General features: G+C 50.5%; 18 protein-coding genes. 8 read left to right on the plus strand and 10 right to left on the minus strand.

Translation table 11 applies throughout. The features are described from left to right. Nucleotides 1-27: 27 nt before the first annotated feature. On the minus strand, nt 28-423 hold the full coding sequence (locus ACZ520_RS02090; RefSeq protein ID WP_088566396.1) for a hypothetical protein: 396 nt from the start codon (nt 421-423) through the stop codon (nt 28-30). A 126-nt stretch (nt 424-549) separates the two neighbouring features. On the opposite strand from ACZ520_RS02090, the gene tsaA reads away from it, so the two are divergent. From tsaA to ACZ520_RS02120, 6 genes are all read left to right on the plus strand, one after another. Further along, on the plus strand, nt 550-1,257 hold the full coding sequence (tsaA, locus tag ACZ520_RS02095) for a tRNA (N6-threonylcarbamoyladenosine(37)-N6)-methyltransferase TrmO (protein WP_374031898.1): 708 nt from the start codon (nt 550-552) through the stop codon (nt 1,255-1,257). Nucleotides 1,258-1,321: 64 nt separating this feature from the next. Further along, nucleotides 1,322-2,305: an isopenicillin N synthase family dioxygenase gene (locus tag ACZ520_RS02100; RefSeq protein ID WP_088566394.1), complete on the plus strand. Its 984-nt coding sequence runs from the start codon at nt 1,322-1,324 to the stop codon at nt 2,303-2,305. Nucleotides 2,306-2,430: 125 nt separating this feature from the next. Continuing rightward, nucleotides 2,431-2,910, plus strand: a complete 480-nt coding sequence (locus tag ACZ520_RS02105) for a hypothetical protein (protein ID WP_198298022.1) — start codon at nt 2,431-2,433, stop codon at nt 2,908-2,910. Between the two features lie 7 nt (nt 2,911-2,917). Next, the gene (locus ACZ520_RS02110) at nt 2,918-3,697 is read left to right on the plus strand and encodes a WASHC3/CCDC53 family protein (protein ID WP_464127319.1); all 780 of its coding nucleotides are present in this window, start codon (nt 2,918-2,920) and stop codon (nt 3,695-3,697) included. A 9-nt stretch (nt 3,698-3,706) separates the two neighbouring features. Beyond that, nucleotides 3,707-4,135 (plus strand): VOC family protein, encoded by a 429-nt coding sequence (locus ACZ520_RS02115; RefSeq protein ID WP_374032989.1) that lies wholly within the window; start codon nt 3,707-3,709, stop codon nt 4,133-4,135. 118 nt (nt 4,136-4,253) lie between these two features. Continuing rightward, nucleotides 4,254-4,820, plus strand: a complete 567-nt coding sequence (locus ACZ520_RS02120) for a hypothetical protein (RefSeq protein ID WP_374031902.1) — start codon at nt 4,254-4,256, stop codon at nt 4,818-4,820. 58 nt (nt 4,821-4,878) lie between these two features. Here the strand turns inward: ACZ520_RS02120 and ACZ520_RS02125 are convergent, their stop codons facing one another. The 4 genes from ACZ520_RS02125 to ACZ520_RS02140 form a co-directional block, all read right to left on the minus strand. Continuing rightward, nucleotides 4,879-7,557, minus strand: a complete 2,679-nt coding sequence (locus ACZ520_RS02125) for a valine--tRNA ligase (RefSeq protein ID WP_198298021.1) — start codon at nt 7,555-7,557, stop codon at nt 4,879-4,881. 215 nt (nt 7,558-7,772) lie between these two features. Beyond that, entirely contained in the window at nt 7,773-8,825 is a 1,053-nt protein-coding gene (locus tag ACZ520_RS02130; RefSeq protein ID WP_374034732.1) for a porin, read from the minus strand. Between the two features lie 104 nt (nt 8,826-8,929). After that, nucleotides 8,930-9,265 carry a rhodanese-like domain-containing protein gene (locus ACZ520_RS02135; protein ID WP_374034733.1) on the minus strand — a complete coding sequence of 112 codons (336 nt, stop codon included), beginning with the start codon at nt 9,263-9,265 and terminating at the stop codon, nt 8,930-8,932. A 3-nt stretch (nt 9,266-9,268) separates the two neighbouring features. Continuing rightward, the gene (locus ACZ520_RS02140) at nt 9,269-10,486 is read right to left on the minus strand and encodes an MFS transporter (protein WP_088566387.1); all 1,218 of its coding nucleotides are present in this window, start codon (nt 10,484-10,486) and stop codon (nt 9,269-9,271) included. 29 nt (nt 10,487-10,515) lie between these two features. Between ACZ520_RS02140 and ACZ520_RS02145 the strand changes: the two genes are divergently transcribed. Beyond that, complete coding sequence (locus tag ACZ520_RS02145) at nt 10,516-11,664, plus strand: hypothetical protein (protein WP_232468805.1); 1,149 nt, start codon at nt 10,516-10,518, stop codon at nt 11,662-11,664. Here ACZ520_RS02145 and ACZ520_RS02150 read toward each other — a convergent pair. From ACZ520_RS02150 to ACZ520_RS02165, 4 genes are read right to left on the minus strand one after another with little or no spacing between them, the layout of a single operon-like run. Next, the gene (locus ACZ520_RS02150) at nt 11,661-11,951 is read right to left on the minus strand and encodes a DUF167 domain-containing protein (RefSeq protein ID WP_464127323.1); all 291 of its coding nucleotides are present in this window, start codon (nt 11,949-11,951) and stop codon (nt 11,661-11,663) included. The genes ACZ520_RS02145 and ACZ520_RS02150 overlap by 4 nt on opposite strands. 17 nt (nt 11,952-11,968) lie before the next feature. After that, on the minus strand, nt 11,969-12,505 hold the full coding sequence (locus ACZ520_RS02155) for a DivIVA domain-containing protein (protein ID WP_374031910.1): 537 nt from the start codon (nt 12,503-12,505) through the stop codon (nt 11,969-11,971). Between the two features lie 59 nt (nt 12,506-12,564). Further along, complete coding sequence (locus ACZ520_RS02160) at nt 12,565-13,392, minus strand: pyrroline-5-carboxylate reductase family protein (RefSeq protein ID WP_088566384.1); 828 nt, start codon at nt 13,390-13,392, stop codon at nt 12,565-12,567. 9 nt (nt 13,393-13,401) lie between these two features. Next, the gene (locus tag ACZ520_RS02165; RefSeq protein ID WP_464127326.1) at nt 13,402-14,061 is read right to left on the minus strand and encodes a YggS family pyridoxal phosphate-dependent enzyme; all 660 of its coding nucleotides are present in this window, start codon (nt 14,059-14,061) and stop codon (nt 13,402-13,404) included. A 98-nt stretch (nt 14,062-14,159) separates the two neighbouring features. Between ACZ520_RS02165 and ACZ520_RS02170 the strand changes: the two genes are divergently transcribed. Further along, nucleotides 14,160-14,690 carry a hypothetical protein gene (locus tag ACZ520_RS02170; protein WP_088566382.1) on the plus strand — a complete coding sequence of 177 codons (531 nt, stop codon included), beginning with the start codon at nt 14,160-14,162 and terminating at the stop codon, nt 14,688-14,690. Nucleotides 14,691-14,767: 77 nt separating this feature from the next. Here the strand turns inward: ACZ520_RS02170 and ACZ520_RS02175 are convergent, their stop codons facing one another. Continuing rightward, on the minus strand, nt 14,768-15,640 hold the full coding sequence (locus ACZ520_RS02175; protein WP_416479540.1) for a polysaccharide deacetylase family protein: 873 nt from the start codon (nt 15,638-15,640) through the stop codon (nt 14,768-14,770). Nucleotides 15,641-15,702 lie beyond the last annotated feature (62 nt).

Genomic DNA, 15,702 nt, shown 5'->3' on the forward strand with positions numbered 1-15,702 from the left:
GGCGGCCCGGAAGGCCGCCGTTAGTTTCTACCAATAGTAGTTCGAGTAGTAGTAGTAAGAATAGTACCCGTAGTTATACGTGTAGCATGGTGTGTACCAGTTGCCGTACCAGTAGACGTAGCTGTAGTAGTTGTAACCGCTGTAGAAGTACCAACTGGAAGCTCCACCATCCTGATCAAGTTCGTTGCGAACGTTTGCAGATTGGTCGAAGGATCCTGTTTTTGCCAGAACCTGCGCCTGAGCGTCGCTGGTCACGGCTTGTTCAGTTGCCAGTACCGCTGTTTGGTTGTTGCGGTTATCAACACGGATCACCACAGTGCCGTTCATGGACTGATTGGTTACGGAAGACTCGTTATCAAGTTCGCCCGCAAATGCAGAGCCTGAGCCCAACACAAGAGCTGCTACCAAAATAAGGTGTTTCATCAATGCCTCCTAAATGGCTGTTAATTTGCCTCCGTTTTATGCTTTCAGGGGCTCATGTCATCTGAAAAAGCCTTGTTATTCGAAAGTCCTTGACGCAGGAAGACCGCGAGCGGTACGGGCTAGCGTATGGAACCTATTGGCTACTTGGAGTCTTGCTTTAAAGATAAATTTGGAACACCGCGACAGCCTGGGCTTGTTAAGCGGGCCGAAGCACGTCTGAAAATCCGCGCGGATCTTCAGCCGGAGGAATCTTTGCAAGGTCTTGAGGGCTTCAGTCATGTGTGGCTGATCTGGGTCTTCCATCAAAATAAAGTGGCGCGCTTCCATGCGAAGGTGCACCCACCACGTTTGGGCGGGCAGAGCATGGGGTTGTTTGCGACCCGCACCCCGCATCGTCCGAATCCGATCGGACTGTCTTTGGTGGAACTGGTGCGAGTGGAAAAAGACGGCATCGTGGTGGCCGGAGCGGACCTGGTCGATGGCACTCCGATTCTGGATATCAAACCTTATCTGCCTGAGGTGGAGGCCATTCCCACAGCCCGCACAGGCTGGCCTGCCGAGATCGCCAAGAATCCGATCACGGTGACTTTTGACGACAAGGCCGAGCAACTTTTACAAGAGTGGCAGATGCGAAATCCCGATAAAGCTCTGCGCGAAGTGATTGAAGAAACCCTGAAACAGGACCCGCGTCCTGTCGTTTATCGTGGTTTTGAAGAGGGCGATTCCCCTTATAGAAGCTCGCATGCAGTCCGTCTGTACGACGTGGATGTCCATTTCAAATTTGAAAGCCCCACCCAGGTGCGCGTATTCGATATTCTTTTTATGCATAATTAGTTGCAGTTGCCTTTTAATTGCGCAGCAGGCTACTCTCCGGATGAACCAATACAAGGGAGGATTCGTGAGAACACTGGAAACTGCTTCTCATTCTGAAAACAGCACTCTTCGTAAAGTGCCAACATTGAGCCTTGCAAGTTACACCAAAGGAACTGGCGCCGAACGCTCAGAGTTCATCGACAAACTTTTCACTGGTCTGAAAGAATATGGTTTCATCATTCTTAAAGATCACAACGTCCAGGCTGCAGATCTGCACAAAGCTTACGACATCCTTAAAAACTTCTACGCACTTCCGACCGAAGTTAAAAAATCCTATATTTCTCCAAAAGCCGGCTTCCAGCGCGGTTACACTCCATTCGGTCAGGAACACGCCAAAGATTCTCCGGTGATGGACTTGAAAGAGTTCTGGCACGTGGGCCGTGAGCTTTCTGAAGGCAACCCTTTGAAAGCTGTTTACCCTGCAAACGTATGGCCGTCTGAACTGCCGGAATTCCAGTCCCATTTCTCCAAGTTGTATGCAGCTTTGGAAGAAGCGGGCGATGTGATGCTGGAAGCGTTGACGATGCCTTTGGAAGTTGAAAAAGACTTCTTTGCCAAGATGACCAAAGATGGAAACTCCATCCTGAGACTTTTGCACTACCCACCAATTCCTGAGGGGGTGGATCCTCGCTGTGTTCGCGCGGCGGCCCATGAAGACATCAACTTCATTACAATTCTTCCAGCTGCAACCGCTTCCGGTCTGCAATTGAAAGATCGTGACGGCACTTGGTTGGATATCGACTCCGAACCAGACACTTTGATCGTGGACGTCGGCGACATGCTGGCTCGTCTGACGAATGACGTTTTGCCAAGCACTACTCATCGTGTGATCAATCCACAGGATGGTACAAATCAAAGTCGTTATTCCATGCCGTTCTTCATGCACCCGCACCCGGATGCTATGCTGAGCTGCTTGCCATCTTGTAAAGGGACAGGCGCCAAGTACGCTGATATTACTGGACAGGATTTCTTGATGCAGCGACTGCGCGAGATTGGTCTGTTAAAGTAAGCCCAAACTTGTCACCACAGTTGAAATGACTTCAAGAAAGGGATCCACGCGGATCCCTTTCTTGCGTTTTGGGCCCCACGGCCACTAGAACAAAGTCACCTGCGAATTTCACATGAGGGGGAATCATGCGATATTTGATGTTAGTGGTGATGGTCCTGACGGTTCTGTGGTCGGCGTATGGCCAGGCAATGCAGACGATGGAAGCCAATCGTATGAGCTTCCGCATTCAGCCCTTGGGCGGCAAAGGCTATGACTATTCGGCGATCTGGAATCCGCTCAGTGAAACAGCGATGTTGCGCATCGGTCTGGTGCTGAATGCCGCGGATGCATTTCTGGTGAATAAATCCATTTCTTTTGCTTCGGCCAGTGAGGTTGATTTTGAAACTAATCAGGGCTCGACTGTGCGCGGATACTGCCTGGTGGATCAGTGGTATCTGGAATACGAACCCGGTTTGCCAAACTATCTTATGTATGTCGGAATGAAAGGCCCCGGATGTGAAGAAGTGGCCAAGAAATTTGATATTATGCAGGTTCGTTTCAACTTCAAAGGAATTTCCCTGCCGCAGTTTGTACCCATTGACGTCGCTGTTGATATCAGTCGATAAATAAGGGATGAGCAAGAAATCAGCTTTGATTCTATCCCTTGTTGCCGCTGTCCTTTTGATTTTTACTTTCTGCCATTTCTATGGCGGTTCTCCTGATGAGACCGCTGATGAAACGCTTGCGGTTCAGGAAACCACAGGTGTCCCTGCTGAAAGCGTGGCTCCGCCCGTGAAGGCAGAACCGCCACCGGTGGACGTCAGTGCAGCTCCACCGTCTGCGGGCTTTTTGCCGACTGAGATGGAAGATCCCGGCAAGTTTGCAGCTTACCAGCAAAAACTAAAAGAGATGGCCGTCTGTCTTAACATGCAGATGAACACCCTGGATCCCAATGTGGAGATCAACTTTGACACTTTCAATCAGGTGATCAATCCGGATCTGGGTGATATTGTCACACAGACCGAGGAATGGACTGCAACCGACATCCGCACCAAAGGCGGCGAGCTACGTCGCATTTACATTGAAAATGCACCCAGCATCGAAGCGGGGTCTTCGCGCACCTTGAAGTACGAGGCCTTTTCTGCCGATGGCACCGCCAAAGCCTTGCCACTTTCCAAAGAGCAGATGTCGAATCCTTCTGATGCCCTGGTGGCCAGTCTGGAGGGGGACGGGGAGGTTGTCAGTCGATCGATTTCCCGCCGCATTTACTATCAAAATGGTGATGATCTTTTGCTGGTCGAAAAAAATGGCAGAATATTTTCATTTGAGCTGACTCATGACGGGGCGACCTTCCGCTGCAGTGGAGCCGACAAGGCCTCGTCATTCCAATGTCAGTGTCGCAACAACCCTTAGGAGAAAATGATGGAAACGAATGAATTGCACCGCGGGCGTCTGATTGATCACTTGCAACTGGTAGTGAAAGACCTGGAAAAAACCAAAAAGTTTTATTCTGCAGTTTTTGAAACTTTGGGTGTTCCGATGGGTGGGGAAGGACCGGGCTTTTTCTGGTGTGATGAACTGTTTATTTCCGCAGTCGACAGCCCGGCCAGCGCGGGAAAATTGACGGGGCGAACGCACCTGGCATTTCAGGCTAAAGACCGCGATATGGTGAAGAAGTTTTACGAAGTGGCTTTGAAGTCCGGTGGCCAGGATAACGGAGCCCCGGGGGAACGTCCTTATCATCCCGGATATTATGCGGCCTTTGTGCTGGATCCGGATGGAAATAATATTGAAGCGGTCTTCCATGGTCCGGCAAAAAAATCTGCGGACTCGGTGAAGATCACCTTCTAAATGACAGAGACATGTTGAAGTGCACGAAAGGCTCTTTGCTTTGGCAAAGGGCCTTTTGCTTTCTTGAGGGTGACTTCGGTGGAACTTAAAATAAGTCGTTCACCACAAGGAGGATTTCATGGAAAGAAATCGATTCAGACAGGATGAATACCGCCGGCGTCCCGAGCGGGAACCTGATTACAGTGAATTTATTGATGAATACGACCGGTATCAGCCGCCTCCTCAGGCCACAGATGAAAGGGCCCGTTATCGTCGTGAATCCCAGGCGCCGGATGATTATGTGGATTATCGCAGCCGCAGCCGGGGGGACAGCCGGGAGTACCGCGACGAGCGCGAGTATCGTCTGCGCCGCCGGGATAATTCTGACAATCGAGATTTCGAAATGAATCGGGACTATGAGCGCGGCACCGAAATGGACTATCGGGATTACGAGCCTCACCGTGAACGCTATCCTGATGAGCGGGCTTACGGTCAATCGGACTGGACGCCGCGGGATTCCTACGAAGCCGAACGCATTCGCAACGGCTATCGCAATTCTTATGAAGCGCGCCATCCGGAACTGGATCGCCACTATGACCGGCATTTTGACTATCGTTATGGCAGTGATGATATTGATTTCGACAGCCGTGAAGAGCGGCCTTTGCGACGCCCTCGGCGTCATCCGCGCCATCGTGCGGGGTATTAGTTTCGGACATAAAAAAAGCCTCCGTGATAGTCACCACGGAGGCTTTTGAGTTTTCAGCTTACTGGAAGCGGGTCAAAGCATCACGCAATGAATCCAGTTGAACCTTGGACTGCGCCAGCAAGGCACGGTCCGCCGCTACAACCTCTTCGTCGGCGTTGGCGACAAACTTTTCGTTGGAAAGTTTGCCGGAAAGCATGCCGATATCACGAGTCAGTTTTTCGATCGACTTGTTGATACGTTTTACTTCCTCGTCGAAATCGACCAGGCCTTCAAGCGGGATGATCACTTTCACGCTGGCATCTTTCACCACCACCGGAGCTACGGCACATTTCATCATGTTGCCTTCCGGTCCGATTTCCATGTTTTCCAGACGACCCATGGTCATCAAAGCCGTGCGGTTGTTGCCAAGGATCTTTTGTGTCTGATCGTTGGTCACACCCAGGCGCACGTTCAGTTTGACCGCCGGGCTGATGCGGTTTTCACCACGGATATTGCGGATCGCGGTGATCACTTCTTTCACGATGTCGATTTCCAAAGCGGCTTGGGCAGAACCCAGGCTTAGGAATTCTTTGTCGTTACGGGCATTCGGGTACTGATCCACGATACATGCGGTGCCTTTGATCGGAAGCTTCTGGTAAATCTCTTCAGAGATAAATGGAGCAAACGGGTGCAGCAGGCGCATGATACGGTTCAGAACCTGAGCAATCACCAGTTGGGTGGCGGCTTTTTCTTCCGCATTGTTGCCGTTCAGGATCGGTTTGGTGAACTCGATATACCAGTCACAGAACTGATTCCAGATGAACTGGTACAGAGCTGTGGAGGCATCAGAGAATCTTTCCTGTTCCATCGCTTCTTCAACAGTTTTGGTCACTTCCTCAAGTTTGGAGATGATCCACTGGTCAAAGACGCTGATGTGGGCTTTGTTCGGCAAAGCTTTTACACCTTCCGCCGGAGCCTTGAAGTCAGCAAGATTGGAAAGCGCGAAACGAGCCGCGTTCCAGACTTTGTTCATGAAGTTGCGGTAGCCTTCAAGACGCTGTTCGCTGAACTTGAAGTCTTTGCCTGAATACAAGTGCGCCGCAAACGTGAAACGCAAAGCATCGGCACCGTGTTTTTCAATCATTTCCACCGGGTCAATGGAGTTACCCAAAGACTTGGACATCTTGCGCCCTTGAGAGTCGCGCACCAGGCCGTGGATGTAAACCGTACGGAATGGAACGTCTCTTTGGAACTCAAGACCCATCATGATCATACGAGCCACCCAGAAGAAGATGATATCGTGACCGGTCACCAGATAGCTGGTTGGGTAGAATGTTTTCAGGGTTTCCGTTTCATTTGGCCAGCCCATTGTTGAGAACGGCCACAAAGCGGAACTGAACCATGTATCCAGAACGTCGTCGTCCTGGTGAAGTTTTGTACTGCCGCACTTTTCGCATGCCGTGACATCTGTTTCAGCCACTGTCTGATGGTTGCAGTCTTCACAGTACCAAACCGGAATGCGGTGACCCCACCACAATTGACGGGAAATACACCAGTCTTCGATGTTGTTCAGCCAGTGCAGGTAAACTTTTGTCCAAGATTCCGGTTCAAAGCGGATGGTGCCGTTTTCAGCAACACGTTTTGCCGGAACAGCCAAAGCTTCCATTTTCACGAACCACTGTTCAGACAGGTAAGGCTCTACCACCGCACCCGAGCGGGAACAGTGACCTACGGAATGAACGTGGGGCTCTTCTTTTTCCAGAAGATCCTGAGCTTTCAGGTCTTCCAGGATGCGCTTGCGCGCCTCTTGAACTTTCAAGCCGGCGTAAACGCCACCGTTTTCGTTGATCTCGGCTTTCTTCGTCAGGATGTTGATGAACTCAAGATTGTGGGACTTTCCGATCTTGTAGTCATTGAAGTCGTGCGCCGGAGTGATTTTTACCACGCCAGAACCGAATTCTTTATCCACGTAAGTGTCAGCGATGATCTTGATTTTTCTGTTGGTCAGAGGCAGCAAAACGTTTTTGCCAATCAGGTGCTTGTAGCGCTCATCTTCTGGATGCACGCAAACAGCAGAGTCACCCAGCATGGTTTCTGGACGAGTCGTCGCCACAATCAGGAAGCCGGAACCGTCTTCCAAAGGATATTTCACGTGATACAAAGAACCTTTGATCTGCTTGTGTTCAACTTCCAGGTCAGAGATCGCTGTTTCCAGAGGACCGGACCAGTTCACCAGACGCTGACCACGATAGATCAGACCTTTTTTGTGAAGGGATACGAACACTTTGCGAACGGCTTTGGAAACGCCTTCGTCCAAAGTGAACACAGCGCGATCCCAGTCGCAGGAATCACCCAAGCGGCGCATTTGTCCATAGATGCGGTTTCCGTACTGGTGTTTCCAGTCCCAAACTTTCTCCACGAATTTTTCACGACCCAGATCGTGACGAGTGACACCGTCTTTTTTCAATTCACGCTCGACCACGGATTGAGTCGCGATACCGGCGTGATCTGTACCCGGCAACCACATGGTGTTGTAGCCGTTCATTCTTTTCCAGCGGATCATCATGTCCTGAATCGTGTGATCCAAAGCGTGACCCATGTGCAGGAATCCCGTGACGTTCGGCGGAGGAAGGATGATAGAGAATGGAGGTTTTGTGGATTGATCCTGGGCTTTGAAGTACCCGTTCTTTTCCCACCATTCATACGTGCGCGATTCAACATCTGCGGGATTATAACGATCTGATAACTGTTCTGACATTTTCAACGACCTCTAAAGGTTTTAAGGATATGAAATTCTTAAGTTTTTAACCCCTAGAGGCTAACAAATTCAAGCACTTTGGGATAGGCCAAATCGGCAGAAGTTCAGGTGAAAATAGACGAGGGAAGGTGAGGGGATGGGGAGCGGTGCGAAATAAAAAAGGGAGGCTTTCGGCCTCCCTTGATCTAAGTCTGTATGAACAGTGCTTATTTTCGTTATTTTAGGAAGTCCGCCATCAAGCGGGCACCCAAAACGATTTCCTGGCTTGTGATGTCGTCGCCAGCTTCTGGCTCTTCCTTCACGTTGTTGTAGGAAAGGTGGTAGCGGAAGTTCGTGTCTGTGTATGGTTTGTACTCAAGAACTGCACCGTAGCCGATGAATTTGTTGGTCGCTTCGCCACCGATTTCAAGCTTCTCTTCAGAAGATTGAACTTCCAGGCGCGGAGTCCATTGTTCCCAGCCTGTGTAAGCGAATTTCGCCACGATGGAAGTTACAGTGTCTTTTTCGCCAGCATCCAATTTTGCTTCAGACATCAAATAGTCCAAAGAGAACATCATTGGTTTTGCATTCCACATCACACCCGCAGTCATGAACTGGTGTTTGTCGCCGCTCGCGGCCCCGTTCATAGTGTGGTAAGAAAGGTTTGTCATAAGGGCTTTTTCCATCCAGCCACCTCTCCATACGATACCCATCATGGATGTGTTCTGGTCGAAGGTTTCGCCACCCGCCAAAGCTTCATCTTCTTTCTCGTTGGTTGCCATCAGGTACACGTTTTGATCACCAAAGGTCAAAGTACCTTTAACACCAGTCATGTATAGAAGATTGGATGTGCCGTAGTTTTCGCCACCCAAAGGACCGTTAGGACCAGAGTGAGTGTAGAACTGGGAAGTCAGGTACAAATCCGCACCGCTCGTCGCACCTTCGAAACCACCGAATTCAGTGTTGAAGCGACCTACAGACAACGCGAACATATCAGACATTTTGTGAGTCAGGAAAGCGTACTCAACTGCAGTTTGAGCGCTGTCAGTTGAAAGCTGAGTTGCGGATTTATTGAAAGCCAAGCGAACGCGGAAAGAAAGATCTTCCGTTGCTTTGCCTGAATAGTCCAAGCGACCTGTCTTGAAGTAGAACTTGGAGAAGTCCTTCAGCGCAGATTCATCGTAAGAGGTTGAGTTGTAGTCCGCACGCAGGTCCAAATTCAAAGTTCCGGCCTGAGCTGCAGAAGTCATCGTTGTTGTAGCAAGTGCTGCAATCAAAAACTTTTTCATGTTACTTCCTTGTTTAAAGTTCTAAGTTTTGATGTTGCTAGTATGGTATAAAGTCTTGCCTTCAACAACAATGCTTTAAATTTTTGTGTTGGTTCTGTGTCAAATTATTGTTGGCGTTCGATCAGGAGGCCTTCAAAACCACCTTTAACATAGAAACTGTTGATGAATCCGGCTTGTTCCAACATGGCCGCAACCTGGGGGGCCGACTTCTCATCGCGATCCAGAACCACCACGGCAAAGTGCGGAGGCAGGTTCTTGCCTTTAACCGCCTCCAAGGCCCCCTCGGGGGTGGATGGCAGGCTGATGTTATCCAGGTGCATTTTGGTGACGCTTTTGTACCAGTCATTCAGATCCACATTGTCCAGGATCACCAAAAGAAACGGCGTGCGGGTTTGAATCAGATTGTCGAATTGGAAAAAGCCGATTGAATTAAAGTCCATGATCTATCCTACACGCCCGTGTTCGGGGATGAATTTATAAATGATAATAACGATGGCAAGCCCAAGGAACGCCATCAAACCTGATGCCCAGAAGGGAGCGGTGATGGCCACCGTTCCGTAAAGTGCGCCTCCCAAGGCTGGACCCAAAATGCGCCCCAGGGAAGCCATGCTTTGTGTGACTCCCATCGCAGCCCCTTGTTCGTTGGCCTCAGACAACAGACTGATACTTCCCAAGGTCGACGGATTGGCCAAACCGTTGCCCAGTGACAGCAAAGTCATGGTGATGGCCATGCCGGTGATAGAGTCCGCAACAGCGATCCCGGTTAAACCCACTGCCAAAAGCAAGATGCCCAGGCGAAGCACTTTGCGCTCGCCCCATTTTGGCAGCAGTCGGCGCACCAAAAAACCCTGAGTGAAGATGATGATGACTCCGATATACGCGAAGCCAAAGCTGACCTGCTTAACGTCCCATTGGTACTTTTCGCCCATGAACAAAATCAGTGTGGCCTCCATCGATGACATTGCCAAGGAGGACAGCAAGAAGACAGTCATCAGGGGGCCGACAGTTTTTTTGTTCAGATACTGCCACATGATCGAGAAGCGCTTTCTTTTTGCGGCGGATTCGCTTTTCTCGCTTAAGGATTCTTTCAGAAACTTCACGCCGAACAGGAAGTTAGCAAAGCACAACGCCGCCACCCAGTAAGACGCAAACGAAGTGTCAAAGTGCGGGGCCGGATTGATGTGCTGACCCCAAACCGCAAGACCGCCCCCCAGAGCCGGGCCGACAACAAAGCCCAAACCGAATGCGGCGCCAATCAGGGCCATGCCCTTGGAGCGCTCATGTTTCGGAGTGATGTCTGAAATATAAGCCGAGGCTGTGGAAAGACTTGCACCAAAGAAACCTGCCAGAATACGCGCAACAAAGAGCCACTCTAAAGACCTTGCCCAGGCAAACATGATGTAAGAAAGAGTTTCACCCACCAGACAGAACAGCAAAATCGGACGGCGACCCAGTCGGTCGCTGAGGCGGCCCCAGAACGGTGCGAACAGGAACTGCATCAGGGAGTAAACGGAAAGCAGCAGGCCGGTTTCAAGAGCGGTCGCGCCGAAGTTGCGACTTAGGATGGGGAGGATCGGGATAACCACACCAAAGCCCACTAAATACAGGAAAACAGTGAAAAAGATGATGGCAAGCTGTGATTTGTTTGATGTCGCAGTCATAGGGTTGTTAATATTAGGAAGTTATGAAAATGGCAAATAATCTTCCGCGTTGGGCGTGTGTCGCTCTGTCTATTTTTTCGATTTCATTGCCGGCTCTGGCTGTGGATAACTACAAGGAGTTTCGCCGGGATCACTGGGATTTCGAGGTGAATGCCAACTATTTCTATTCTGAGGCCAATTACCCGGCTTCAGGGGGCGGCAGTCAGAGCCTGGTGAGTGGCAACAGCTACTCATTGATCGACACTTCATTTGGAACCCGCTATGTTCCGAAAAAGAACTGGTCCATTTTTGGTTGGGGAACGATCAGCAACGCTGAAAGCAAGGATTCGGTTGCAAGCCGTTCCAACAGCTCCATCAGTGAAGCGGCCGTGGGCTTTGATTTCTTAATGTATTCCGACCTGTTTCAGTTGATTCCGGAAGTCATCGCGGTCATGCCTTTTGAAGAGGTGAACCCTGCTTCGGATACCGTATTGAATTCTGAAGGGGTTTTTGAGGTTCGCTCCCGTTTGATCGCGCAAAAAGATTTCGGCACCTTGCGCGGTTATGGCTGGCTGGGGTTTAACTATCGTGGCAGTGGTCGTTCGTTCCTGATGCCTTGGGGTGTGGGGGCGCAAATGAAAATGCAGCGCCTGCGTTTGGGGGCTGAGCTTTTTGGTTATCAAAGTGTATCTGATGACACGACGGATGTGACGGAAGCTTTAAGAACATCCTATATCAACAGCGTCAATGCCGGTTCCATGAAGTTCTATTCTGTGAAGCCGAATCTGATGGACAGCCAGTTGTACGCCACCTGGTTGATCAGTCCGAAGCTGAGTGTGCAGGCCAACGGAGGCATGACTTTGACCGGTTCTAACTCGGCAGCCGGATTCCACGTGGGTGGTTTCATCCGCTACAGCTTCGATATGAGTGAAGGTTATTCAGAGCCTGAATACGCTCCGCCGGTTGAAAACCCGGTGCCGAACTATCGCTCCAACATGTATGAGGAAAGCGACCTGAGTTCTGAAAAGAAAGTTCGCCGCTTCAAAGAGCAAACCAGCGACGGAGTGGATCAGAATCTGTTCAAGCCACGTCCGACGCAGCCGAAAAAGCGCCCGCGTGTTGATGATGAACTGCAACAGCAGCTCGATGATACGGAATTCCAGATCGAGCTGAAATCCAACAAAAAGAAACGTCGTTAGTTTTTGGGAAGCCTCAGTGCTTCCCTTGTTTTTTCGGCATCAAGGCCGGACAGTTCCACCACTTTGTGGCGCCCGGTTTCGCCTTTGATCAGAAGCACATCGCGCTTGGGAATATCAAAAAGGTCCGACAGAAATTCGATCAGGCATTCGTTGGCTTTTCCGTCGACAGGCGGGGCGGTCAGTTTGATCTTGAGTTCGCCGTTGTGGGGACCCACAACTTCGTTCTTGGATGACTTGGGCTGAATAAAAAGGTGGAGTCGAACTCCACCTTTTGTTGATTCAATCATGGTGTCTTTTACGCTGCTTATTCGGCAGAAAGCGGGGACACGTTGGTGGTGCGGCCAGAGCCATTTCCATTCACGATATTGTGATTTGGAAGTTGCGCTTGCGGCATGTACTTTTCACCTTGTTCCAGCAGGGACAAATGCGCCTGGGCCAGAGCTTTCAGGTTGGCTTCAAACTGCATGCGCGCACGCTTCAGTTCTGTCACTTCCTGGTACATTTTCTTCAAAGAGTCACGGGAATCACGGGTGATGATTTCAGCCTTTTGCTGAGCATCGGCGATGATCAGTTTCGCTTCACGGTCGGCATCCTGGCGAAGGCGGTCTGCCATCTGGGTTGCTGTGGCGATAGTTTCTTTCAAAACCTGATCGCGCTCTTTGTATTCCATCAAAGAAAGTTCTTTTTCGCGGATGGCTTCTTTCAGGGTGTTTCTTTCCTGAATTAAAGACTCCATCTGAGCGGCGATCTGCTGAAGGAAATCCATAACCTCGTCAGCATCAAGACCCATCATCTTTTTACCAAAAGATTTGTGAGCGATATCGATAGGAGTAATTCTCATTTTGTTCCTCCTTGAACAACATGATTAAGGATAAAGGCCGAGTCTGTGCCTGGGCAAGGTTATTTGATTTCCCGGGCCATTTCTTTGTTTCTCATCGCTGCTTTTTCAAAGCTGATGCGAAGAGCGCGTTCAATCTCAAGCTCTCTCATGGACTGAAGTCCAGCCGCCGTGACACCTTTCTTGGAGGTGACGCGGGCCTGCAGGTCTTCAACCCCTTCGCGGGCTTGCGCCGCCAGCAACGAAGCGCCGACAAAAGTTTCAATCGTCATCATGCGCGCCTCTTCAACAGAGAAGCCGTGCTCTTCGATCCAGTCCTGCCAGTACATCATCATTTCAAAGACAAATCCGGTTCCGCTGGAGCAGGAAACCATCAAAGCTTCAAACTGATCCTCGTCGTGCACCTGAATCACGCGACCCAGTGGCTGGAAAAGATCTTCCACTGTGCTATCCAGTCCGCCGTCGTCTTCATCATTCAAAAGATAACCGATGACACCGCGGCCGATCAGGGACGGGGTGTTGGGCATAACTCGGGCAAGTCGGGCGCCCTGAATGTAGCGTTCCAGTTTCTCCATGCGGATGCCGGCAGCGACACTGATGACGATCTTGTGTTCGTCAAAGCTGCGGGTCACAGGCTCCAGAGCCTGCAGAAGATCCTGAGGCTTGATGGCCAGAATGATGATGTCGCAAGTGTCGACCAGCTCGTCATTGCTGAAGACCGGATTTATTTTGAAGGTTTCAGCGAGCTTGTGAAGTTTTCCTTCGGAGCGGTTGGAAGCGAAGATGTTTTTGGCAGGAAAGCCTCCTTCGACGAGACCTTTGATCATGGCTTGCGCCATATTCCCTGCACCCAGAAAGCCGATTTTTTGCGATTTCAACAAGGGATTCATATAGTGATCCTACCCTTTGGCGGGACGTTCGCCAAATAAAATAGTCCCAAGCCGCACGATTGTGGCGCCTTCTTCGACCGCGACCGGATAATCGTGACTCGTGCCCATTGACAGCTCATTCAGTGGGTGAACTGTCGTGTCCGTGGCCGCTTTCAGTCGGTCGCGCAGTCGGCGCAGCTCTGCAAAGTAAGGACGTACTTCGGCCCCGGTTTCGGTTAATGGGGGCATGGTCATCAGGCCATAAATATGAAGATGCGGCAGTTTTGTCAGGTCCGCCCACTGGCTTTCCAGGGTTTCAGCGGAAAAGCCCTCTTTGCTGGCTTCGCCCGCCAGATTCACCTGGATCAGGATGTTTTGCCTGACGCCTTTTTGTTCGCACTGCCGACTGATCACCTGGGCTAGTTCCAGAGAGTCCACAGAATGGATGAGGTGGAACTTTCCAACCACCATTTTTGCTTTGTTCTTTTGAAGGTGTCCAATCAGATGCCACTGAATATCAGGAAGGTCAGAAAGCACACTTTGTTTTTCAAGGGCTTCCTGAACGTAATTTTCACCAAACAGGCGCTGACCCTCGGCGTGCAGGGTACGCACCTTTTCTGCCGGTTGAAGTTTGGAAACGGCCAGGATCTTCGCGGGTTTTGCTTTTTCTATGATCTCTTTTAATGCCATGACCGGAAAACTATCATCCTCTTCGCGAAAATGTCCAGAAAAATACCATCGCTACTTTTTTTGTTGACGACATCGGAAATGATGGTAGAACATGGTTCATGAGACGCTCCTCCCGAAGAGCCACAACCCGTATAGATAACCCCCGTCTGCAACTTACGAAGCAGTTCGGGGGTCAGCTTTTAAAGAACAGCCACGCCAAAACGGCGCGACCGCTTTCTTTGAAAAACATGATGCATGTTGTGTTGTCGTCAGAATCAGCCCGGGGCGAATGGGCTTTTGAAAAATCAAAGAACAGAAAAATCATCGATTCAGTTTTAAAGACTCAGGCAAGAAAATACGGTATTTCCCTCAGGGAAATCGTCTGCTCGGGCGAAAGCCTGCATGTGCTGATTCGCCTGCGCAAACGGCGCACCTTTGCGCCCTTCATTCGCGCCGTCAGCGGAATGCTGGCCCTGATGATCACCGGGGCAGCTAAAACACGAAAATTGAAAAAGAAATTCTGGGATCAGCGCCCGTGGACACGGGTCTTGGAAGAAATTCGCGGCTATTCCATCATCGCCGACCGCGAAATACTAGAACATTTAAAAAAAATAGGACTGCAATCCCAGCCCTATCCTCTAAGAATCTAAAAGGTACCTGCTTACTTTTTCCGAAGCGCCGCGTTTTGTGCAGGGCTTCGGAAAAAGTAAGCAGGTACCTTTTGGGGTTAGCGGCGGTTTAGTTTGGGGAAGATGTTGCGGTCGGTGAGGGAGACGAAACGGTAGCCGTCTTGTTCCAGCATCGTCATCAGGCGATCCAGGCTGTGCGCGGTGTTTTTGTGAATGTCGTGCATCAGCAGAACGCCGCCTTGGGTTTGGGCCACCACGTTGGCGACGTAGCCCGCGTAATCGCGGCGCAGGTGCTGTGGAGCCTGGCAGGTGGCGTTTTCTTTGTCGCTTACTTGGCCATCAGCAAAAGCCCAGTCACAGGTGTCGATATCCCAGCCTACATTCACATAACCCAAAGAGCTGACCAGTTCGTTGCTGGAGCATGTGGAGTTTCCGTAGGGATAACGGAAGAAGCGCGGCGTGCCCACAGTGCGAAGCAGACGGTCGGTTTGCGAAATTTCTGAATTCATACGTGAAGAACTCAGTTCATGGAAGTTCGGATGGCTGTAAGAGTGATTCGCCAGTTGATGGCCTTCGGCGACCATACGGCGCAGAATGGATTCGTTGCCTTTGATTTTGCTTCCCAAAATAAAGAAAGTCGCCTTGGCGCCATGCGCTTTTAGCACATCCAAAATCACTGGCGTCGTTTCAGGATTTGGTCCGTCATCGAAAGTCAGGGCGATGGTGCCGCGGGTGACAGAGTCAGGAATCTGAATGGCGTACTTGCAGCGGTTCGGTTTGAATTTGTCGAAGATGCCCCATTCAGTATCGAGGTTCAGGACTTTCTCCATCGCCCGTTTCATACCCTGAGTCGTCTGCAGTTCAATCAATTTTTCGTTGGAAGGCGCCTGAGGCAGAACTTCTTCCTGTGCGTGAGCCAGGGAAGCCGTCAAAGTCAGCGCAGACAAAGCCAAAGAAATAGGACGTTTCATGAATCAAGACCTCCGGTTAAGAGCTGAAAGGCGCACCATAACAGAAGGTGCGCTGAAGGCCC

This window comes from Bdellovibrio sp. BIS2 (assembly GCF_055398295.1).